The 23,009-nt window shown below is 51.6% G+C and carries 17 protein-coding genes; 15 read left to right on the forward strand and 2 right to left on the reverse strand.

Translation table 11 applies throughout. The annotated features are described in order from the left end of the window. The 14 genes from BLW68_RS21615 to BLW68_RS18960 all read left to right on the forward strand — a co-directional run bounded on the left by BLW68_RS21615 (position 1) and on the right by BLW68_RS18960 (position 18,480). Positions 1-453: a type II secretion system protein gene (locus tag BLW68_RS21615; protein ID WP_092796625.1), complete on the forward strand. Its 453-nt coding sequence runs from the start codon at positions 1-3 to the stop codon at positions 451-453. Continuing rightward, entirely contained in the window at positions 447-995 is a 549-nt protein-coding gene (locus BLW68_RS18900; protein ID WP_092796627.1) for a type IV pilus modification PilV family protein, read from the forward strand. The genes BLW68_RS21615 and BLW68_RS18900 overlap by 7 nt, the downstream gene beginning before the upstream one ends. After that, complete coding sequence (locus BLW68_RS18905) at positions 995-1,738, forward strand: PilW family protein (protein WP_092796629.1); 744 nt, start codon at positions 995-997, stop codon at positions 1,736-1,738. Before BLW68_RS18900 ends, BLW68_RS18905 begins: the two co-directional genes overlap by 1 nt. Continuing rightward, positions 1,728-2,138 carry a type II secretory pathway component gene (locus tag BLW68_RS18910; RefSeq protein ID WP_092796631.1) on the forward strand — a complete coding sequence of 137 codons (411 nt, stop codon included), beginning with the start codon at positions 1,728-1,730 and terminating at the stop codon, positions 2,136-2,138. Before BLW68_RS18905 ends, BLW68_RS18910 begins: the two co-directional genes overlap by 11 nt. Further along, positions 2,138-6,553 (forward strand): DUF6701 domain-containing protein, encoded by a 4,416-nt coding sequence (locus BLW68_RS18915; RefSeq protein WP_092796632.1) that lies wholly within the window; start codon positions 2,138-2,140, stop codon positions 6,551-6,553. Before BLW68_RS18910 ends, BLW68_RS18915 begins: the two co-directional genes overlap by 1 nt. 218 nt (positions 6,554-6,771) lie before the next feature. Next, the gene (locus BLW68_RS18920; RefSeq protein ID WP_008219881.1) at positions 6,772-7,815 is read left to right on the forward strand and encodes a rod shape-determining protein; all 1,044 of its coding nucleotides are present in this window, start codon (positions 6,772-6,774) and stop codon (positions 7,813-7,815) included. Positions 7,816-7,843: 28 nt separating this feature from the next. Next, the gene (gene mreC, locus BLW68_RS18925) at positions 7,844-8,722 is read left to right on the forward strand and encodes a rod shape-determining protein MreC (RefSeq protein WP_092796634.1); all 879 of its coding nucleotides are present in this window, start codon (positions 7,844-7,846) and stop codon (positions 8,720-8,722) included. Then, a complete protein-coding gene (gene mreD / locus BLW68_RS18930) occupies positions 8,722-9,204 on the forward strand; it encodes a rod shape-determining protein MreD (RefSeq protein ID WP_092796636.1) in 483 nt (160 codons plus the stop codon). Before mreC ends, mreD begins: the two co-directional genes overlap by 1 nt. Beyond that, entirely contained in the window at positions 9,147-9,776 is a 630-nt protein-coding gene (locus BLW68_RS18935) for a Maf family protein (RefSeq protein WP_331162512.1), read from the forward strand. The genes mreD and BLW68_RS18935 overlap by 58 nt, the downstream gene beginning before the upstream one ends. Beyond that, positions 9,773-11,239: a ribonuclease G gene (gene rng / locus BLW68_RS18940; RefSeq protein ID WP_092796640.1), complete on the forward strand. Its 1,467-nt coding sequence runs from the start codon at positions 9,773-9,775 to the stop codon at positions 11,237-11,239. The genes BLW68_RS18935 and rng overlap by 4 nt, the downstream gene beginning before the upstream one ends. Further along, positions 11,239-15,144, forward strand: a complete 3,906-nt coding sequence (locus BLW68_RS18945; protein ID WP_092796642.1) for a YhdP family protein — start codon at positions 11,239-11,241, stop codon at positions 15,142-15,144. Before rng ends, BLW68_RS18945 begins: the two co-directional genes overlap by 1 nt. Continuing rightward, positions 15,137-15,982, forward strand: coding sequence for a carbon-nitrogen hydrolase family protein (locus BLW68_RS18950; protein ID WP_092796644.1), 846 nt, complete (start codon positions 15,137-15,139; stop codon positions 15,980-15,982). The genes BLW68_RS18945 and BLW68_RS18950 overlap by 8 nt, the downstream gene beginning before the upstream one ends. Further along, positions 15,979-17,421, forward strand: a complete 1,443-nt coding sequence (gene tldD / locus BLW68_RS18955) for a metalloprotease TldD (protein WP_092796646.1) — start codon at positions 15,979-15,981, stop codon at positions 17,419-17,421. Before BLW68_RS18950 ends, tldD begins: the two co-directional genes overlap by 4 nt. A 63-nt stretch (positions 17,422-17,484) precedes the next feature. After that, the gene (locus tag BLW68_RS18960) at positions 17,485-18,480 is read left to right on the forward strand and encodes a branched-chain amino acid aminotransferase (RefSeq protein ID WP_092796648.1); all 996 of its coding nucleotides are present in this window, start codon (positions 17,485-17,487) and stop codon (positions 18,478-18,480) included. 232 nt (positions 18,481-18,712) lie between these two features. Here BLW68_RS18960 and yjgA read toward each other — a convergent pair whose 3' ends face one another. Continuing rightward, on the reverse strand, positions 18,713-19,231 hold the full coding sequence (yjgA, locus tag BLW68_RS18965; protein WP_068227546.1) for a ribosome biogenesis factor YjgA: 519 nt from the start codon (positions 19,229-19,231) through the stop codon (positions 18,713-18,715). 117 nt (positions 19,232-19,348) lie between these two features. Here yjgA and pmbA point away from each other — a divergent pair, with 117 nt between their 5' ends. Beyond that, positions 19,349-20,695 carry a metalloprotease PmbA gene (gene pmbA, locus BLW68_RS18970; protein WP_092796650.1) on the forward strand — a complete coding sequence of 449 codons (1,347 nt, stop codon included), beginning with the start codon at positions 19,349-19,351 and terminating at the stop codon, positions 20,693-20,695. A gap of 85 nt (positions 20,696-20,780) precedes the next feature. Here pmbA and BLW68_RS18975 read toward each other — a convergent pair whose 3' ends face one another. Next, complete coding sequence (locus BLW68_RS18975) at positions 20,781-22,964, reverse strand: M3 family metallopeptidase (RefSeq protein ID WP_092796652.1); 2,184 nt, start codon at positions 22,962-22,964, stop codon at positions 20,781-20,783. Positions 22,965-23,009: the final 45 nt, after the last annotated feature.

The following is a 23,009-nucleotide window of genomic DNA, read 5'->3' on the forward strand; positions in this document are numbered from 1 at the left end:
ATGAAATTACAGCACCGCGGCTTTACCTTAATTGAGCTTATTGTGGTGCTGGTATTAATCGGGGTACTCGCGGTTAGCGTTGTACCCCGTTTTTTTGATGCTTCCGGTACATCAGAATATTTATACCGCGACCAGGCGCTGAATATACTGCGCCGGGTGCAAATACAGGCCATGCAATGTACCGACTGTGTATCACAGGGCGTTATAGTACAGAGCGACAGAATATTTTCAGGCACTAATGCCTGTTTAAATGATGCCACACACTTATGTATAGCGCCGCGCGATAGCAGTACTATTACGGTAACCAAAACAGGCTTTAATATTCAGCTGAATTTTGACAGCAATGGCCGCCCGCTAAGTAACTGTGCAACAGGCACTTGCCGCATAACCATTGAGGGGGCCGTGGCACTGCCCATTTGTATTGAAGCCGAAGGCTATATTCACCCATGCTAAAACTCAGCCTGAAACATAGCCGCGGCGTTACCTTAATAGAGCTAATTGTCGGCATAGTCGTGCTGGCCATTAGCTTAAGTATTATTACCTCGGTATTAGGCCCGTTATTTATTAAAAGCGCTGATCCCTGGCATCAGGTGCGTGCTGCTGAGCTGGGGCAAAGTTTTATTAATGAAATACTGGGCCGCTCCTATGATCAAAACAGCAGCCGCAGCGGTAGTTTGCTACGCTGTAATGAAACGGGTGCTCAAAGCTGCACTGCTGAGGCAAACTTTGGCCCGGATGGCAGCGAAACCAGGCTGAGTTTTAACGACGTAGATGATTTTCATAATTTTACCGGCACGGGTGAAATTTTTAGCAATATTTTAGATCTCCAGCCAGAACTGTCTGATTATTATCGTAGTTACAAACTTAATGTTACCGTAGCCTATGCTGGCGCGGAATTTGGTTTAAATAACCAGCAGGTTAAAAGAATTACTGTCTCGGTTACTACCCCAACCGGTTCGCAAATAGATTTTGCCGCCTACAAAGGAAACTGGTAATGCGCAACGCCGGTTTTACCCTGATTGAGCTGGTTATCACCATGGTAGTGCTGGCTATACTGGCTCTGGGTATTACCAGTTATATTGGCCTGGGCGCCCGTATGTATACCGATGCCGCCGAGCGTGAGCAGGTGCTGGGACAAAGCCGCTTTGTTGCTGAGCGGATGGTACGCGAGCTGCGTAATGCCGTGCCCAATAGCGTGGTGTTTTCCAGTACCAGCAACTGCCTGCAGTTTCGGCCGATTTTATATAGCGGTATCTATACCAATGCGCCCTTTGAACAAAACGGCACCAGCATGACTGTAATAAGCCCCGATTTACGGGCGGTGAGTCCGCGTACCTATGCTACAGCAAGCAGGCCGCAGCTGATGGTTTACCCTACCAGCGCAGAAAACCCGGGAGGTGCCGTACAGCTGAACAATATCAGCACAGTAGATTCTGCCACTGCGCGCTTTACGCTGAATTTTGCTAACTTTCGCTTTACCCGCCAATCACCTGAGCAGCGTTTTTATATCGCCGATGCCATAGTGCAGTATTGCCTTGTTGGTGCGGGCAGTGGCCGTTTTAATATTATGCGTAATAATGTGCTTATGGCTGAGGGGTTAAGAGAGTCTCAGGTGTTTCGGGTAACTGACGCCGTACTAACCCGCAACTCGGTGGTGAATATCTTTTTGCAGTTTGGCTATGGTGGCAACGCCGATATGTTTTTTAATTACGAGGTGCATATTCCCAATGTACCTTAACTATCAAAAGCAGCGCGGCAGTGCGCTGGTTATCGCCGTTTTTGTTATCGTTGTTATGCTGGCGCTGGCAGTGGGTTTGTCGCGCCTGCTAATCAGCAGCAGTGAAACTGTAGTATATGAAGTGCAGGGCACACGGGCACTGTTTGCCGCACAAAGCGGGCTTGATATTGCGTTAACACAGCTTTTTCCGCTAAATGGCAGTGTAGCTGGTTGTGGTGCTGTTACAGCGTCGCGCAGTTTTAATGCCGCCAGTTTGCAAAGTTGCAGTGTCAGTATCAGTTGCACCCCTTTTACCACTGCGGCGCCAGACAGCATTACTTTGTTTCAGCTTAGCAGCACAGCCGAGTGCACGGCAGGAGGTTTTCAAACCCGCCGTACAGTGCAAATAGAGGTGCGTTGATGTTGGCAATATATCGCTTCGCGATGTTGTGCATAATGCTGTTACCTGTTGGTGCTTATGCAGCCACTTACACTATGGCCCAGGGAAGCCGCCCGCCATGTAGTACCAGTTGGTCAGTTAATGTTAATACTTATACCTGCACCGGCGATGGCCGGGTAACGTTGGCAAACAGCGATATCATTGCCGCTTCAGCTGCCAGTATTACGCTGATAGCTGCCAATGGCGTTCAACTTGGCACAAATGTTACGCTGGGTAGCAACACCAACAGGGTTAACCTGCAAGCAGAATACGGTACTGTGGTTATTTCTGCCGGCGGTGTGATCTGGGGCAATGTGCAGACAACCAGCGGTGCTGTTTCTGCTACCTCAGCTACCATCAATGGTAATGTGCAGACCAACAATACTTATACCCATAATGGCGGCGTGGTAAACGGCGCTATTAACGCGAATAACGGTGTCACGCTGACTGGTGTGGCCGTGTCGGGTACGGTAACGGCAAACAGCGATGTTAATCTTACCGGTGGCAGTGTCGCTGGCAGGGTAACCAGCAGCAGTAACAAAGTGATTACCAATGGCACTAATCTGACGGGCGGGGCGACTGCTCTGTCCGGGTTTTCTATTACCGGCGGCACTATTGCCGGCAGTTTTGTGCTTAATGCCCACAATGAGGCTACGTTTACCGGTGTAACGATGACATCAGGTAGCATCAGCGGTGCCAGTACCGTTGCTATCAACAATAGTCAGCTTGGCTCTGCCGGTAATATGATTAATGTCAGCAGTAATAGCGGTGCCATTACTCTGAGCAATAACAGTGTGGTATACGGCGTATTACAGGCACCAGGCTATTCAAGTGTTAATGTGCAAACGGGTAGCCAGGTGTATGGCCAATGTTTGCCCAATTCAACCCCAGCCAGTGCCTGCACGCTTTATACCGCACCCAGATATGAATATCGTTTTGATCAGTCTGAATGGACAGGAGCAACCGCTGAGGTTCTCGATTCTATTGGTAATAATCACGGCACTGCTTTTGCTGCGCAAACGAGCGCAGCAAGTGCCGGGCAAATATGCCGGGCGGGCGAGTTCAATGGCAGTAGTTATGTTACCGTGCCTGACTTATCAGTACTAACCGGCACGGCCTCGCTGAGTTTTTGGATTAAAACCACGGCAACAGGTAACGACACAGTGTGGCAGGCTCCGGCTGTAACCGGGGTAGAGCAAAGCGGTGGCGCTGATGATATTTTCTGGGGCTGGATTGATAGCCAGGGACGTATTGGCTTAACCAAAGGTGACTACAACTCTGCCGTTGCAAATACCAAGTCAAGCATTGCAATAAACAATGGCCAGTTCCGCCATGTGGTGCTAACCCGAAACGCCGGTACCGGCGCCTTTCAGATTTTTATTGATGGCACATTAAATCAAAGTGGCAGCTATAACGTAATGCAAGGCACGGTTGGCAACCTGTTTAATGATATCGGCAGAGTGCGGCATACAAATGGAACCAGTTTTAACTATCTGAATGCTACGCTTGATGAAGTACTGGTTTATAACAGTGTACTGGACTCGCAGGAGGTACAGCGCCTTTACACTTTGCAGCGGGAAAAACGCGATCTGGGTGGTGAAGTTCGTCAATGTCCGCAATTGCCACTGCAATGCCTTGCGGATAGCTTTACCGGTACCTTATCAGACAGCTGGATCACTGCCCGCAGTAGCGGTACTTTTACCCCGTCGGTGGTTAACGGGCGTTTGCGTATGACGCAAAATGTCGGTAACCAGTCAACCTCGGTGACCTATCAGCGTTTATACCCGGCAGCAAATAACCTGGTAGTGGTTGAGTTTGATTATTTAGCCTATGGCGGCAACGGTGCTGATGGTATGGCACTGGTATTGTCAGACGCTACTGTTACGCCGCAGCCCGGTGCTTTTGGCGGGCCTTTGGGCTATGGTTTTAAACCGGGTATTCCGGGTTTTTCCGGTGGTTGGCTGGGTTTTGGTCTGGATGAGTATGGTAACTATTCTGCTGAGGGTGGTAGTACCAATGTTGGCAGACGGCAGCAGTCTGTGGTGGTGCGTGGCTCAGGTTCCGGCACCACGGGTTATCGCTATTTACGTGGTGCCTGCAACAACGGTACCACTAACACTAATGGTAATTGCCTCACTCCTGCCGTAGATGGCAACCAGAACAACCCGCACCGTTACCGTTTTACTATTGACTCCCGTCAGGCTGGCTCAACCCTGGTGTCTGTGGATCGCAACACAGGCAACGGTTTTGTTAATTTAATTGCGCCTTTTAATGCGCAAGGCCAAACCGGGCAGGCACCAGTGCCAGAGAATTTCTTTGTTTCCATTACCGGCTCTACCGGTGGTTCTAATAATATTCACGAACTGGATAACCTGAGTATTTGCGCGCAAAGATCTATGCCGGTTGGCCAGCAAATTAACCATATTGAATTAACACACCAGGCAGCGGGTATCGCTTGTGTGGCGTCTGCTGTGCAGGTAAAAGCCTGTCTGAATGCAGATTGCAGTAGTTTGTTTACCAGCCCGGTATCGGTTGATCTTTCTAATTCGGCCGGTAACTGGCAAACAGATCCAATAACCCTAACCAATGGCGTGGGCACGGCTTATTTAAGGCACCCGGCCGGTGGGGTGGCCACTATAGGGGTAACAGAAACAGTACCGCCAAGAAAGGCCTTTAGCCAAACGGTATGCAAGGTAGGTAACAACAGCAGTAATTGTCAGATCAATTTTGCCAATGCCGGTTTATTGTTTGCGCAGGCCGATGGTGTTACCCCTCTTAGCCATCAGACCGCCGGTGTTGCTTTTAACGGCGTGCTAAGGGCCATTCGCACTAATACCACTACCGGCGCCTGTGAAGCCAGAGCCAGTGGCAGCCAAACAGTACGTTTAGGCTTTAGTTGTGAAAATCCGTCCAGCTGTATTGCCGGCCAGCAATTTAGTATTAACAATACTCAGATTGCTGCCAATGGTGCCGCAAGCAGCACTAACCGTAGTAATGTTAATCTGACATTTAATGCCAGCGGCAGTGCACCGCTTACCATGCGCTATTCCGATGTGGGCCAGTTAGCTCTGCATGCCAGCCTGGCATTGGCGGAACAATCTCCTGATCCTGCAATAACGCTAAACGGCAGCAGCAATGCCTTTGTGGTGCGGCCGCATACGCTGGCAGTGGTGCAGGCACTGCGGCAAAACGGTAGCGCTAACCCGGCTACTCAAATCGGTGGAAATGGCTTTGTCGCTGCCTCAGAGCCATTTAATGTGGTAATGGAAGCCCGTAATGCTGACGGGCAGGCCACACCAAATTTTGGTAAAGAACTAAACCGGCAAAGAGTAGAGGCGGTATTTAATCAGCTGGTTTATCCGTCGTCAGGTAACAACGGTACCCTTAGTGGCGGTGCAGTTGATACTGCTACTGCTGCACTTAACGGGCGGCAAACAGTAACAGGCGTCAGTTGGAATGAAGCCGGCAGCATCACACTGCGGGCAAAACTGTTAAATGATACCTATCTTGGCGTTGCCGACATTTCGGCTAAACCGGTAAGTGAAACCGTAGGCCGGTTTTATCCGGATAATTTTGCCCTTGCTAGCAGTGAAGTCAGAAACAGCTGCACCAATTTCAGTTATATGTCGCAACCGGCTCTGACCGTGAATTACCAGTTGGAAGCCAAAGGCCGCGGTGGTAATACGTTGCAAAACTACCACAGTGGTCATTATCCTGCCGGTGCTGCAACTATGCTAACGGTAGCGCAGGACAATAGCACACGGCTGGCGGCAGAGCGTTTAGCCGTGCAGACAGCACAATGGCAGCATGGTGTGTACCGGGTACAGCAGAATAACGTCAGTTTTAACCGGGCAGCAGTGCCTGACGGGCCTTATAGCAATATGCAACTGGGGTTGCAGATAGTGTCAGAGCAGGATAGCCGTAATTTTCCGGCATTTACGCTGGGTACTGATGCACTGGCATTAAGCGGTACGCTAAATATGCGCTATGGCCGGCTGGTACTGCAAAACAGCGGCGGCCCTGAGGATGAGCCTGTGCCACTGGCTTTTAATACGGAGTACTGGCAGGGCGGGCGTTTTATCAATAACATTGACGATAATTGCAGCTTAATCAGCAACAGTTCAGCTTTACTGAGCACAATAAGTGGCACTCCGGCGCTAAGCATGACAGGTGTGGGCGGTGTGGTACAAAATGGCCGCTTCCCTGCACAGTCTTTAACGCTGGCGCCACCTGGTATTCCCGGTGTCTGGCAGGTTGAATATATGGCAGAACCCTGGTTGCAATATTACTGGCGTGGCGCTTCGGCGAATTATCAGCAAAACCCGCAGGCAGAGATTATGTTTGGCCGTTTTCGCGGTAATCCAAGGCAAATTTTCTGGCGTGAACTATTCCGTTAAACGCCAGCCTAATGCAGGCTGAGCGCTGGTAAGTGGTTGCTGACAGATAAATGCAGGCAATACTTGGTTTAATTGCACAAAAATGTAAGATAAGGCTATTCACACGCTGGCGAGTTACTTAGAATAAACGCCGCTATATTTACCATTGCTGCGACCTTAGTGCGGTGCAGTGCTGACCTGCCTTTGGCGGCTCAGGTTTATAAGGATCCGGTTTCTTCATGTTTAATAAATTGCGTGGCCTCTTTTCAAACGATTTATCTATCGACCTGGGTACTGCCAATACACTGATTTACGTTAAAGATCAGGGCATAGTACTGAATGAACCCTCAGTTGTTGCAATTCGTCAGGAGCGTGCTGGCGGGCCAAAAAGTGTTGCGGCGGTAGGCCATGCAGCAAAACGTATGCTTGGGCGCACCCCCGGCAACATTAAAGCGATCCGACCGATGAAAGATGGCGTTATCGCCGACTTTTACGTCACGGAAAAAATGCTGCAGCATTTTATCCGTCAGGCGCACAGCAATAGTTTTCTGCGCCCCAGCCCACGTGTGCTGGTGTGCGTGCCTTGTGGCTCTACCCAGGTAGAACGCCGGGCGATCCGTGAATCTGCCCAGGGGGCCGGTGCACGCGAAGTGTATTTAATTGACGAACCTATGGCTGCGGCTATCGGTGCCGGCCTGCCGGTATCAGAAGCTACCGGTTCTATGGTGGTTGATATTGGTGGTGGTACTACTGAAGTGGCCATTATCTCGTTAAACGGCGTGGTGTACTCGTCTTCGGTGCGTATTGGTGGCGACAAGTTTGACGATGCCATCGTTAACTACATCCGCCGTAACTACGGCATTCTGATCGGCGAAGCCACTGCCGAACGCATTAAAACTGAAATTGGCTCAGCCTATCCCAGCGATGACGTACTGGAAATTGAGGTACGCGGCCGTAATCTGGCCGAAGGTGTGCCGCGCAGCTTTACCATGACCAGCAATGAAATTTTAGAGGCACTGCAAGAGCCGTTAGCCGGTATTGTCAGTGCCGTTATGGTTGCGCTGGAGCAATCACCACCTGAGCTGGCATCTGATATTTCTGAGCGTGGTATGGTACTAACCGGTGGTGGTGCTTTACTGCGCGATCTGGACCGTTTACTGATGGAAGAAACCGGTATTCCGGTAGTAGTGGCTGACGACCCGCTAACGTGCGTGGCGCGTGGTGGCGGTAAGGCACTGGAGATGATCGATATGCACGGTGGTGATGTGTTCAGTTATGACTAACTGAGCCATCGCCGGTGCAGGCAGCGTTATGAATCAAAGTTATAGTCGGGGCTCGTCACTGCCACTGCGGCTTTTTCTGGCCGTAGTGTGCAGTGCTGGGCTGATGTTTCTTGACCGTTACACCGACAGTTCAACCCAGCTTCGCAGTTATCTTACTACCGCAGTAAGCCCGTTGTTTTATGTGGCCAGCTTGCCGGAAACCCTGTTTTCCGGCGCGTCAGAACAATTTATGTCGCAGCAGGCCGTGCTGGACGAAAACGCCCGTTTAAAAGAAACCCTGCTGCAGCAAAGTGGCCAGTTACAGCTATTGCGCTATTTACAGCAAGAGAATGAAAAACTGCGGGCTTTGCTGGGGTCTTCTGCGGTAATTGAAGATAAACGGTTGGTGGCAGAAGTGCTGGCGGTGTACAGCCATCCGTTCAGCCATCAGGTAGTGCTGAATAAAGGCACTAAAGATGGCGTAACCGAGCATCAGGCAGTAATTGATGATCAGGGCATTGTTGGCCAGATTGTCAGCGTAGGCCCCACCAGCAGCCGGGCGCTGCTGATTTCTGATAATACCCATGCCATAGCAGTACGGGCAGAACGTACCGGTGTGCGCGCTATTGTTGAAGGCCTGGGCCAGTGGGATGCACTGCGCGTAATGCACCTGCCACACAGTACTGATATCCGCGAAGGCGACAGGTTGTTAACGTCCGGGCTGGATGGCCGTTTCCCTGAAGGCTACCCGGTAGCAAGGGTAGCGAAAATAAGCCAGGACGCCAGCCAACCTTTTATGGTGGTGTATGCTGAGCCTTACGCCTTACTCGATCGCATCCGCCATGTACTATTGTTATCCAATACGCCGCGCATGCCCGAGCCGCCAGAAGAACCCGCGGCTGGCGCTGTACCACAGGAGCAACCCTGATGCGAAAAGCTGGCCGCATTGGCTTTATTTATCTGTCGTTATTTGTGGCGCTGATCCTGACAGTGATGCCTATGCCGCAACTGGTAAAGCTGGCTCGGCCCGATTGGGTACTGCTGGTGCTGATGTACTGGGCCATGGCCTTGCCGCAGCGGATCAGTGTTGGTACGGCGTTTTTCAGTGGTTTTATTGTTGATGTGCTGGTGGGCACTGTGCTGGGTGTTAATGCGCTGGCGTTTTCGGTGGTGATTTTTATTGTTGCCCAGCACCATCTTAAGATCCGTAATTTCTCCGTGGTGCAGCAGTCTTTACTGCTGGGGTTATTGCTGGCGCTGTATCAGTTACTGCTATTCTGGCTTAGCCATTTTCTAACCGGCGTATACTTTATGCCGCAGTATCTGTGGCCGGTTGTTACCGGTATGCTGGTATGGCCCTGGTTGTTCTGGTTACTGCGGCGCTATCGCCGACAGTTGAAAATTCAATGAGTTATCCACGTATTGCCTTAGCCTCTTCCTCTCCTCGCCGGCGTGAATTGCTGGCGCAACTCGGTGTAGATTTTCAGCTGGTGAAAGCTGATATTGACGAAACGCCCTACCCAAATGAAGCCCCCAGGCTGTATGTTACCCGCTTAGCGCGGCAAAAAGCGCTGGCCGGGCTGGCATGTTTAACCACCGCAATGCCTGTGCTGGGCGCCGATACTATAGTAGTAGCCAATAATGAAATTTTGGGTAAACCAGCCGATTTTGCCGAGTTTAACCGCACTATGCAGTTATTGTCTGGCCGCAGCCATAAAGTGATGACAGCCGTGGCGCTTGTAAGCAGTGAGCGCACTTTGCAGCAATTGGTTAGCACTGAAGTGTATTTCAGGACATTAACGGCGCAAGATATTGACAGCTACTGGCAAAGTGGCGAGCCGCACGATAAAGCCGGCGGTTATGGTATTCAGGGGCTGGCGGCAAAGTTTGTCCAACGCATTAATGGTAGCTATACCGCCGTAGTGGGCCTGCCATTATGTGAAACCGAACAATTATTGCAGCAGTGGCAGGAGCCGGTATGAGCGCAGAACTACTACTGAATGTGACACCCAGTGAAACCCGGGTTGCTTTAATCGAAAACGGCGTACTGCAGGAACTGCATATAGAGCGTCAGGCCAAATTAGGTTTGGTTGGCAATATGTATGTCGGTAAAGTCAGCCGGGTGCTGCCAGGCATGCAGGCTGCTTTTGTTGATATTGGCCTGGATAAAGCCGCGTTTTTACATGCATCAGATATAGTACAGCACGATAGCCTGGCCGAGCTGGAAACCAAACCGGCAGTCAGCAAGGATATCCGTGTGCTGGTGCGCGAAGGGCAGTACTTATTGGTGCAGGTGGTAAAAGATCCGCTGGGCACCAAGGGCGCGCGGTTAACTACCGACATTACCTTGCCGTCGCGTTATCTGGTGTTTATGCCTGGTTCGCCGCATGTTGGCGTATCGCAGCGGCTGGAAAGCGAAGGCGAGCGTCAGCGTTTAAAAGATATTGTCAGCCAGAACCTGGACGACAGCGGTGGTTTTATCGTGCGCACTGCTGCCGAAGGTGCCAGCGCTGAAGAACTGGCACAGGACGCCAGATTCCTGAAAAAGCTGTGGGCCAAAATAGTTAAACGTAAACAAAAAACCCGTAAAGAAGGCGTGGTCTACGAAGATTTAACTCTGACGTACCGTATTTTGCGTGACTTTGTTGGCGCCGATCTGGAGCGGGTACGGGTAGATTCCAAGCTGACCTTCCAGCAACTGACCGCGTTTTGCGAAGAGTTTATTCCGCATTTATCGCCATTGCTGGAGTATTACCCCGGTGAGCGGCCGATTTTTGATATGTTTGATGTTGAAAATGAAATTCAGCGCGCGCTGGAGCGCAAGGTACCACTAAAAAGCGGTGGTTATCTGATCATCGACCAAACCGAAGCGATGACCACCATAGATGTCAACACCGGTGCTTTTGTTGGCCATCGCAATTTAGAAGAAACCATTTTTAATACCAATACTGAAGCTACCCAGGCTATTGCCCGTCAACTGCGGCTGCGTAATCTGGGGGGTATTATTATTATCGACTTTATTGATATGCAAAGCGCAGAGCATAAACGCCGGGTATACCATAGTTTAGAGCTGGCGTTGGCACGTGACAGAGCCAAAACCAATATTCACGGCTTCTCGGCACTGGGTCTGATAGAGATGACCCGTAAAAGAACCCGCGAAAGTCTGGAACATATCCTCTGTTCAGAGTGTCATGTATGTAAGGGCCGTGGCAGTTTAAAAACCGTTGAAACGGTGTGTTTTGAAGTGCTGCGCGAAATCGTCAGGGTAAACCGGGCTTATGCCGCCGACAAATTTGTCGTATATGTGTCGCCGGCAGTAAAAGATGCCTTAACCAACGACGAGTTTCACAGCCTGGCCGAAGTACAGGTGTTTATTGGTAAACAAATCAGTATTCACACTGAACCTTTATACACGCAGGAACAATTTGATGTGGTGATGATGTAGTGCAACGCACAAAACGGGTATGTTTTTATTGTTTACATAAGTTCTGGCTGGCACTGGCTGTTACGCTGGTGCTGCTGGCTGTGTTGATCTCCGTTTTGCGTTACACCCTGCCACATGCCGACAGTTACAAGCACCATATTGAACAACTGATTAGCAGCCGTTACGGCGCCGATGTCAGCATTGGCGAGCTTAGTGCCGGTTGGCAAAAGTATGGCCCGGCGCTGTTGCTGCGAGATGTTAAGTTGTTGGATAGTACCGGCCAATTACAACTGAGTATCAGTGAAACCCGGGTACGGCTGGATTTTTGGCGCAGCCTGAGAAACTGGCAACTGACTGCGCAACATTTTGAATTGAGTGGCCTGCAGTACTATATTGACGCCGACAGTCTGCTAAGCAGTGAAGGCGCGGCAGCACTGGACAGCGCCCCTGTTTTTGCTGCGCTGGAGCAATTGTTTTTTCAGCAGCTGACCTATTTCTCTGTAGTAGACAGCCAACTGATACTGCAAAATGATCACAACCCGGATCTGGTTGTAGATATTAAACAGCTGGACTGGGCTAACCGCGGCAACCGGCATCAGGGCTACGGCGATTTAGCACTGGCTGGTGTTACAGCCAATACGGTGTCATTTATTCTCGATTTACACGGCGATACGCTGGACGATGCCAGCGGCCAGCTGTATCTGGAAAGCGACAAGCTGGACGTACTGCCATGGTTTCGTACCCTGTTACCACCCAGCCAGAAACTGCAGCAGGCCAGCATCAATTTTAAAGCCTGGGGCCAGGTAGACAAAGGTTTGCTACAACGGATACAGGTAGAGCTGGCCGATAATAGCTTAAGCTGGCACCGCGGCGACACAGCCCATAGCCTGCAACTGGGCCCGGGGCAGTTGTTATGGCAGCCGGCAGCAGATGGCTGGGTATTGCATTCCGGCCCGTTAACCTTGTCGGATCAACAACAGCGCTGGCAAGGGCTGCAGTTTCAGTTGCAGCGCAGCGAACAACAGTGGCTGGGGCAGGTAAATAACTTTTCGCTTAACGCCGTTACGCCGCTGGCGAACCTGCTGGCAGACGATATCAGTATTTTGCAACAACTGGTGGCGTATCAGCCCGCCGGTGACATACAGCAGTTGCAATGGCGCTTTGCCGATCAACAGTGGCAGCTGCAGGGCCGGTTAGATAATGTCAGTTCGCTGGCACAGGGCGATATTCCCGGTGTCAGTAATATGCGCGGCGATTTTATTGCCACGCCAACGCTGGCCAGAATACAGCTTGAAAGTTTAGGCGGTGAGCTAAGCTGGGATGGCCTGTTCAGTGAGGCCACTGCTTACGATGTGTTGTCGGCCCGGGTGTATTTACACAACGTAGCCGGTAACTGGCAGCTGAGTATACCGCAGCTGAGTATGCACAGTGCCGATTTGCAGTTAGACGCCAGTATAAAACTAACCGACGAGCTAAGCATTCTGGCCCGGTTGCAGCAGCTTGATGCCAGCCGGGCAGCGCATTATTTTCCGCAACGGTATATGCCGCAAAGTGTGCGCGAATATCTGAGCGACGCCATTATCAGTGGCCGGGTAAACAACGCCACTATGCTATGGCAGGGTAAACCGGCCGAGTTTCCTTACACCGAACAACAAGGCGTGTTTCAGGTACTGACACAACTGGAACAAGGCCGTTTCGCCTTCGCCCCCGATTGGCCGCAAATAGAAGATTTAAGCGCGCAGCTGTGGTTTGAAAATGCCGCCATGACTATTCAGTCTGCAGCGGGCAGCTTAAACGGCATTGAACTTGAACAGGGCGTTAGCGCCGTGATCCCGGATTTGTTTGATGCGCAAACCCTGGATATCCATATTCAGCGCCAGGTACAAGCCAGTGCTGTTACGGCGTTAATGCTGCAATCGCCGTTACACGATAGCCTGGGTAAAACACTGCAGCACCTGGGCGCGCAAGGGCTGGCCGACGGTGATGTCACGCTGGCTGTCGGCCTGAAGCAAACTGCAGTGCTGGCCAGCGGCACGGTCAGTTTTACTGACGCCAGCCTTAACCTGCAGGCACCGGCAATGCAGGTGCAACAGCTTACCGGCAGCCTGAGTTTTGCCAATGACAACATCCGAGCCGATAAACTGCAGCTAAGCTGGCGCGGCCTGCCGGTTACGGCCGCCATGCAGGGCGAAAATACCGCTGATGGTTACCAGCTGGCGCTGCAGTTAAATGGCGGCCAGAACAGCCAGCAATTATTGCAGGCGCTACATGCCCCGGCTGCTACCTTGGTGGCTGGTACAACCGACTGGCAATTGCAGCTGGCGCTGAATCTGGCAGCGGATGACATAAATTATCAGGCCCAGCTGCGCAGCAATTTGCACAACACCGCTTTGTTGCTGCCTGCGCCCTATACCAAAGCTGAAGATGAAACGGCAGAGCTAACGCTAACCGTAACCGGTAACAGCGCGCAATCTGCCATAGCGCTTGGCTATGCTCAACAAAATGGTGCCAAACAGAAGAATGCCCAACAGCTGCACTTTAATGCTTTATTGCAACACGATACCCAGCAACTACGTCGCGCCCACCTTAGCCTGGGCCAGCAAGAACCCGTACCGGCGGCGGATGAGTTTACTATCAGCATTAACTTACCTGAGCTCGATTTTCTGGCCTGGTTTGATTTGATAAAGCAGCAGCTGGATGCCAGTGCCAGCGATACCGAGCAGCAATTTTTTCCGCGCTTAGCTCAGGTGCGCGGTAAGGTAGCGCAACTGGACGTAGCGCCGGGAGTCAGGCTGCACAATACGGTGTTTGACGCTGAGCAACAGCCGGATCATTGGCAATTACAGTTAAATGGCACCGAGCTGGCCAGCCGCTGGCAATTTAGCAAAAACTGGCAGCAGCAGGGTATAGAGGCTGCTTTTGATTACCTGCACCTGCCACTGAGTGAAACGGTCAGCGCCAGTGAGCAGGCCGCCAAAGTAACCGAAAAACTGGCACTGACAGCCCAGCGCTGGCTGTTAGAGTTACCACCGCTAACAGTAAGTTGCGCCGATTGCAGCATAGGTAACTATCGTTTTGGCCAGGTTGAAGCCCAGGCACACAGTAGCGCAGAGCGCTGGGAGCTCACCAAACTTAATGCACGTTATAAAAGACACCAGCTAAATGTACAGGGTTTCTGGCAAGACGACGGCAGTGCCGGTTACAGTGAGTTTACCGGCAAGCTGCAAAGCCCGAATATTGGCGCCATGCTGGCAGAGTTTCAGCTGACATCCGCCATTGCCGGCAGCAATGCCGACATTAAGTTTGCGCTGAACTGGCCCGGTGCGCCTAACCAGTATGCCTTAGCGGATTTATCCGGCAATGTCAGTTATACACTGGGCGAGGGCTCGTTAACTGAAGTCAGCGATCAGGGTTCACGGCTGTTTTCTATATTCAGCCTTGACTCACTGGTGCGCAAACTGCGGTTGGATTTTCGTGACGTATTCGCCAAAGGCTTTTTTTACAACAAAATGAGCGGTAATCTGGCTATTGCAAAAGGTGTGGCGCAAACCAGCGATGCCAGTATTGATGGCGTGCCGGGCAACTTACAAATTCAGGGTTATGCCGACTTGGTTAGCAAACAACTGGATTATCAGATGGCGTTTTCACCTAAAGTAACCTCCAGTTTGCCGGTGATTATTGCCTGGATGGTAAACCCCGCTACCGGGCTGGCGGCACTGGCGCTGGATGAAGTGTTTCAAAGCGCAGAAGTGATTTCGAAAATTAATTTTACCGTTACCGGTAGCTTCGAGCAGCCAGTGGTTACCGAAGTAAACCGCCATAGTACAGAAATACCAGTGCCGGTGCGGATCGCCCAGCCCGAGGCTATTATTCAGCTGCCGGCGGCAACGCAACCAGACCCGCAAAGGAATAAACCGCATGGCTAACTGGCGTGTATCGGCCATTCAGCTAACCAGTACACCTGATCCTGCACAAAACCTGGCGCAGGTAGCACTGTACCTGCAACAGCTGGCAGATACTTATACCGACGGCCTGCCGCATTTAGTGGCACTGCCCGAATGCTTTGCCGTGTTTGGTGGGCGCGACGGTCTGCAATTGCAGTATCAGGCGCCGTTGGGGCAGGGTGTTATTCAGCAGGGCTGCTCTGCGCTGGCCAAACAGTTTGGCGTGTATTTACTGGCAGGCTCTTTACCCACCAGCAGCCCACAGCCGCAGCGTTTTAGTGCCAGCAGTATCTTATTTGCGCCGGATGGCAGCATAGTGGCCGATTACCAGAAAATGCATTTATTTGATGTCGAAGTGAGTGACAGCACCGGCAGTTACCGCGAATCGGCCAGCACTTATCCGGGGCAGAAAATCACGCTGGTGGAACTGGCTGAGTTAAAGCTTGGCCTGACTATATGTTATGATGTGCGCTTTGCTGGCCTGGCGCAGGCGTTAGCCAGTAAAGGCATGAACCTGCTGACAGTGCCATCGGCTTTTACTAAAGTTACCGGCGAGGCACACTGGCATACGTTACTAAGGGCGCGGGCGATAGAAAACCAGTGCTTTGTGCTGGCACCCAACCAAACCGGCGTGCATGCCAATGGCCGCGAAACTTACGGCCACAGCCTGATTATCGACCCCTGGGGCCGGGTACTGGCCGATGCCGGTACTGCAACGGGTTGGGTATCTGCAAAAATAGATTTAACTGACGTTGTGCAACTGCGGCAAAGCATGCCGCTGGCGCAACATAACCGATTTAACAGTGAGCTCAAACCATGACTGCACCAGAGCAGAATCTGATCACCGCTTCCGAGCTGACCGCTGCTGATTTACAGCAAACGCTGGGCTATTTATTTGACCATCAGCTTGATTTTGCTGATTTGTATTTTCAATCCAGCGTGCATGAATCCTGGGTGCTGGAAGACGGTTTGGTTAAAGACGGTTCTTTTAATATTGAACGTGGTGTGGGTGTGCGAGCTATCAGCGGTGAAAAAACCGGTTTTGCCTATGCCGACACCATCAGCGCTGCGGCGTTAAAGCAGGCAGCAACAGCGGCGCGTGGCATAGCCGCTCAAGGCCAGAACGGCAGTGTCAAAGCCTTTAGCAAAAGCAGTAACAGCAATATTTATTTGCCATGCGAGCCGCTGCAAAGCTTAACCAATACCGACAAAGTGGCCCTGCTGCACCAGATTGAAGCTTATATCCGCACGCTGGATAACCGCGCCGAGCAGGTGATGGTAAGTATTTCCGGCGTGTATGAGGAAATACTGGTGGCGGCTACCGATGGCACCTACGGCAGTGATATCCGCCCGCTGGTGCGGTTAAACTGTTCCGTGTTGCTGCAACAGGGCGACCGGCGCGAGCGTGGCAATGCCGGTGGCGGTGGCCGCACCGATTATAGTTATTTCTACGAGCTTGTTGATGGCACACCGCGCTGGCAGCATTATGCCCGCGAAGCCATACGCCAGGCCCAGGTTAATTTAACCGCCATAGATGCACCGGCCGGTACTATGCCGGTAGTACTGGGCAGCGGCTGGCCGGGAGTGTTACTGCACGAAGCCGTAGGCCATGGCCTGGAAGGCGATTTTAACCGTAAAGGTTCATCAACATTTTCTGGCCGCATTGGTGAGCAGGTAGCGTCTAAGCTGTGTACTATTGTTGATGACGGCACTCTGGCACACCGCCGTGGCTCGCTGAATATCGACGATGAAGGCGTACCCAGCCAGCACAATGTGCTGATCGAAAACGGTATTTTAAAAGGCTATATTCAGGACAAACACAACGCCATGCTAATGGGTGTGGCGCCAACCGGTAATGGCCGGCGCGAGTCGTTCGCCAACCTGCCGATGCCGCGTATGACTAACACCTATATGCTGGCCGGCCAGAGCGACCCGGCTGAGATTATCGCCAGTGTGAAAAAAGGCATTTATGCGCCTAACTTTGGTGGCGGCCAGGTAGATATTACCTCCGGTAAGTTTGTGTTTTCGGCCTCTGAAGCCTACTTAATTGAAAACGGCAAAATTACTGCACCGATTAAAGGCGCAACGCTAATTGGTATGGGGCCGGAGGCGATGCAACAGGTTTCAATGGTGGGTAACGACTTAGCACTGGACGCCGGCGTAGGTGTGTGTGGTAAGCAGGGCCAGAGCGTGCCGGTAGGTGTGGGCCAGCCGACATTAAAACTGGATGCCATTACCGTAGGTGGCACCCAGCACTAAATAACAGGCAAAGCCGCGTGAAGGCGGCATTTAAACCAAAACAACAGCAGGAAATAGAACAAGATGGCAGCGTTTGGCACTGTGTTTGTCCCAGAGATGGTGATCTCCCGTTATGAGCAATCCGGCTGGAGCCAGCCACAAATGGTTCCGGTTGACAGCATCCGCCTGCACCCGGGCGCGCATGTGCTGCATTATTCCAGCACTTGCTTTGAAGGCTTAAAGGCATTTCGCCACGCTGATGGCGGTATTTATGTGTTCCGCATGGACCGCAACGTCAACCGTTTGCAGCAAAGCAGCGAGCTGCTGTCTCTGCCCAAAGTAGACGGCGCCATGCTAAGCCGGATGATTCTGGATATTGTGAAGCACTATGCCGCAGATGTGCCGACTCCGCCGGGTTCTATGTATATCCGCCCGACGCATATCGGTACTGAGGCTTCAATTGGCAAAGCCGCGGCACCGAGCCTGGAATCCATGCTGTATGTGTTGTTATCACCGGTAGGTGATTATTTTGCCGGTGGTGCCAAGCCACTGCGCTTGTTGCTGGAAGACAACGCCCGCTGTGCCGCCCATATGGGTATGGTAAAAAGCGGTGGTAACTATGCCAGTGCACTGCAGCCCATTATGAAAGCCCGCGCCGCAGTGCAGGCCGATCAGGTACTGTTTTGCCCTAATGGCGACGTACAGGAAACCGGCGCAGCTAACTTTTTGCTGATCGACGGCAACGAAATTATTACCAAGGCACTGGATAGCTCGTTCTTACACGGCGTAACACGTGATTCTATTTTAACGCTGGCGCGCGACCGCGGTATGAAAGTATCCGAGCGTGAGCTAACGGTAGATGAACTGCTGGAACGTGCGGCAAAACCGGGCGCAGAAGCCGCCTTATCGGGCACCGCTGCGGTATTAACGCCGGTGGGTACGCTGATCCATAACGGCAAAGAATATCAGGTGGGCTCAGGTGAAGCCGGCAGTACTACCAATGCACTGCGCCAGGCACTAAATGATATTCAGTGGGGCAAGGCTGAAGATAAACATGGCTGGCTAACCAAAGTTTGTTAAGTCGGGCTTGTTAAGCAAGGCTTGCTGAGATTGGAATTCCGCTGTGCTCGCCACAGTGGAATTCGGGGCAATCCTGCCCCTCATCTGGCGGGCCAGCTTGCGCTGACGGCATTCGTTCCTGACGAATGCCTTACCCGCCTTCGCTAACGCGAAAATGGTCTGTGGCTGTGCGCAACGGCATCCCAATCTGGCTCTGTTAGCACAACAGAGTTGTAACACCAGCTAGCTCTAGCTATTCTTGAATAATCAAAGGCTTAATTAGCTGGAATAACTCGCGGAATGCTTTAGGCGGCTGCTGTTTTTCCTGCTCTTTTTTCGCATTACGAATAAGCTGGCGCAACTGTTGTACGTCAACATCAGGGTAGGCGGCAATAAAGTCGGTTACGGTGTCATTGTCGGCCAGCAGCTTATCGCGCCATTGCTCTACTTTATGAAACTGCCGTGTGGCCGCCTGGTTGGTGTTACGCAATACCGCTAAGGCCTGTTCTATCGGCTCCAGCTCACGGGTACGCATTAAGCGGCCAATAAACTGAATATGGCGGCGCAGTGCTTCGCGCTTATTGCTTAGCTTGTCGGCCAACTGCAGCGCATCTTTTAACTCGTCATCCAGTGGCACTTTGGCGCGGGCAGCCGCACTTAACGACACCAGCTCTTCGCCCAGCTTTTGTAACTCGTGCATTTCACGCTTTACCTGAGATTTACTCTTACCTTCTTCTTCATCCCAGGTATCGCCGTTAATAAAATCGGTCATGCTTGCTTCACTCTTAACAATAATGCCGCTAAGTATACATGATAGTGCAGCGCAGCAGCAGCCAGCTTACGCAGACTATGATAAGCTTGTGGCAAATAATTTAGCTGAACAGACATTATGCAAGTAACTCAACCGACTATCTGGCAGGAAATTGACGAAGTAAAGCAGGCTGTAGCTGAAGTGCTGGCCCATGCCAAGCAGCTGGGCGCCAGTACGGCTGAAGCCTCGATGAGCCGCACCAAAGGCTTAAGCGTAGAAACCCGTCATGGCGAAGTAGAAACGGTAGAATTTAATCAGGATGGCGGTTTAGGGATCAGCCTGTATTTTGGCCAGCGTAAAGGCTCGGCGTCTACCGCCGATTTAAGCCCGCAGGCACTGCGCCGCACGGTTGAAGCCGCTGCTGATATTGCCCGTTATACTTCTGAAGATCCGCACGCCGGGTTGGCAGATGCCAGCTGGCTGGAAATGTCACCGCCGGATCTGGATTTATTCTACCCCGACAGCATCAGCACCGATGAAGCCATAGCGCTGTGTGCATCATCTGAAGAGGCGGCTTTTGCCACCGACAAACGTATTACCAACTCTGAAGGCGCGTCGTTCTCAACGCATCAGGGGTTAAAGGTGTATGGTAACAGCCATGGCCAGCTAGTGGGTTATCCCAGCTCACGCCACAGCTTTAGCTGTGTGGTAATAGGTGAAGATGGCGACGATATGCAGCGTGACTACAGCTTTACCGTAGCACGCCAGTACAGCCAGTTACTGGACCCCAAACAAATTGGCCGTGAAGCGGCGCTGGAAACTATTGCCCGCTTAAATGCCCGTAAAATTGCCACGCAAAAAGTGCCGGTAATTTTCCGCGCAGATATCGCCAGCAGCTTGTTTGGCCATTTAGTGTCGGCTATTGGTGGTGGCGCCATTTACCGTAACTCCAGCTTTTTAGTGGGTAAAGTGGGCCAGCAGATTATGGCGCCGGGTATTACCATTGTAGAGCAGCCGCATTTAAAGCAAGCGCTGGCGTCCAGCCCGTTTGATGGCGAAGGCGTAAAAACCCGCGATTTAGCGGTAATAGAGCAGGGCGTACTGACTACTTACCTTACCAGCACTTACTCTGCCCGTAAGCTGGGTATGGCCAGCACCGGCCACGCCGGCGGCATTCATAACTGGCTGGTAAATCACGGTGATGAAGATTTGCTGCAACTGTGCCGTACTATGGGCAAAGGTTTATTGGTTACCGAGCTGATGGGCCAGGGCGTAAATACCGTAACCGGTGATTACTCGCGTGGTGCGGCCGGTTTTTGGGTAGAAAACGGCGAAATTCAGTTTCCGGTATCAGAAGTGACTATTGCCGGTAACCTAAAAGATATGTTGATGAATATCAGCGCCGTAGGTAACGACATTGACCGCCGTGGCGGGGTATTAACCGGTTCGGTACTGATCAGTCAGATGCAGGTGGCTGGTAGTTAATTAAGCGGCCACCAACAAAAAGCCCGGCTAAGTTAGCCGGGCTTTTTTATACGCAATTTAATGAGAATCGGTTATATATTTCTCATTAATCTACTTTGGTTTTCAGGCCGCGGCGGATTAACAGTGCATCTGTAGTAGGCTCCTGACCACGGAAGGCTTTGTAAGACTCCATTGGTGGGCGTGAGTTACCGACAGACAGAATGTTTTTCCGGTAGTTCTGGCCGTTTTCCAGCTTTAAACCACCTTGTTGTTGTACATAAGCGTAAGCATCAGCCGCTAAAATTTCACTCCACATATAGGCATAGTAACCGGCAGAATAGCCGCCGCCCATTGAGTGTGAGAAGAAGGTAGATTTATAACGCGGTGGTACCGCAGCTAAATCTACACCGTGTTTTTTCAGTGCTGCTGCTTCAAAAGCGTTAACATCCTGCAGTGGCTCGTCTGCCGACAGTGAATGCCATTCCATATCCAACAGCGCAGCAGACATATATTCCAGCGTGTCAAAGCCCTGGTTGAAGCTGCGTGAGTTCATTACTTTTTGCAACAGTTCAGCCGGAATGGGCTCGCCGGTTTCATAGTGCTTAGCGTAGTTAGCGATCACTTCAGGGTGTGCTGCCCAGTCTTCTTCAAAGGTAGATGGAAACTCAACAAAGTCGCGCGATACTGAGGTACCGGCCAGAGTCGGGTATTTCACGTCTGAGAGCATGCCGTGTAAGCCGTGGCCCAGTTCGTGGAAGATAGTAGTTACGTGGTCATAGCTTACCAGCGTAGGCTGACCTTCAGGTGCTTTTGGAATGTTCATTACGTTAACCACTACCGGTTTTTGGCCGGTTAAATGTGATTGACCAACGAATGAGCTCATCCAGGCGCCACCACGTTTGCCTTCACGGGCAAAGTAATCGGCGTAGAAAATTGCCAGGCTGGTGCCGTCGGCATCAAACAGCTCGTAAGCGTCTACATCCGGGTGGTAGGTCGGTAAATCCGGACGCGGTTTAAACGTCACGCCGTACAAGCGGTTCATCGTAAAGAACACGCCGTCTTTTAATACGCGGTTAAACTCAAAGTATTGTTTAACTTCGTTTTCATCCAGATCAAACTTAGCCTGGCGCACAAACTCGGCGTAGTATTCCCAGTCCCACGGTGCCAGCTCAAAATCACCGCCTTTTTGCTTGATCATTTCCTGAATGGCAGCCGCTTCCTGGTTGGTATTAGCGATTACTGCAGGCACCATGCTGCCTAGCATATCAAACACCGCTTGTGGTGTTTTTGCCATTTGCGCTTCCAGGCCATAGCTGGCCCAGTTGTCATAACCTAACAGTTTAGCGCGCTCAGCACGTAGCTGGGCTAAACGGGCTACCAGTGGGCGGTTGTCGGTTTCGCCGCTTTGCGCGCGGTTAGCTGATGCTTCCCATACCCGTTTACGCAGCTCGCGGTTGCTCAGCTGCGACAATACCGGCTGGCGCGTGGTGTTGGTAATGCTCAGCAGGTATTTACCGTCGTGGCCGGCATCTGCAGCAGCTTTGGCGGCAGCGGTAATATCTGAATCTGACAAGCCTTCCAGCTCTTCTTTAGTATCAACAATAACGGCGATTTTTTTGGTTTCAGCCAGCAGGTTTTGCGAGAACTGGTTAGTAAGCTTAGAGTGCTCTTCGTTCAGTGCGCGAATAGCGGTTTTTTGCTCTTCAGTCAGCTGGGCACCAGCACGCACAAAGCGCTCGTAGTACACTTCAATTAAGCGCACTGATTCGCTGTCGAGCTTCAGCTCGTTGCGTTGCTGGTACAGGTTTTTAATGCGGGCAAACAGCTGTGGGTTTAAGTTAATGTTGTCTGAGTGTGCGGCCATTTTCGGCGCCAACTCTGACTGAATGCTGCGCCGCTCCGGGTTAGAATCTGACCCCGCCAGGTTATAAAACACCCGTGAAACCCGGGTTAATAACTCGCCGCTTTTTTCCAGCGCTACCAGCGTGTTTTCAAAGGTGGCCGGCTCCGGGTTGCTGGCAATGGCCTGCACTTCGGTCATGTGCTGTTTCATGCCCTCTTCGAAAGCTGGCAGGAAATGCTCATCTTTTATTTCAGTAAAGTTTGGTGCTTCGTACTGCAGCATACTTTTGGCAAATAACGGGTTAGTTGAAGTCACATCGGCCACCGGTGCAGCATCTTGCTGCGTCTGAGTTTGAGTGGTGTCGGTTTGTTGTGGTGCCGTGTTGTCAGAACAGGCGGTAAGCGCCAGTACAGTGCCAACGGCCGTGGCGATAAGCGTTTTACGCATGAGTATCTCCCTGGAAGATGTATAGCTTTGTTGTAATAATTGCGC

It is taken from the genome of Rheinheimera pacifica (assembly GCF_900108485.1).
Taxonomy (GTDB): domain Bacteria; phylum Pseudomonadota; class Gammaproteobacteria; order Enterobacterales; family Alteromonadaceae; genus Alishewanella; species Alishewanella pacifica.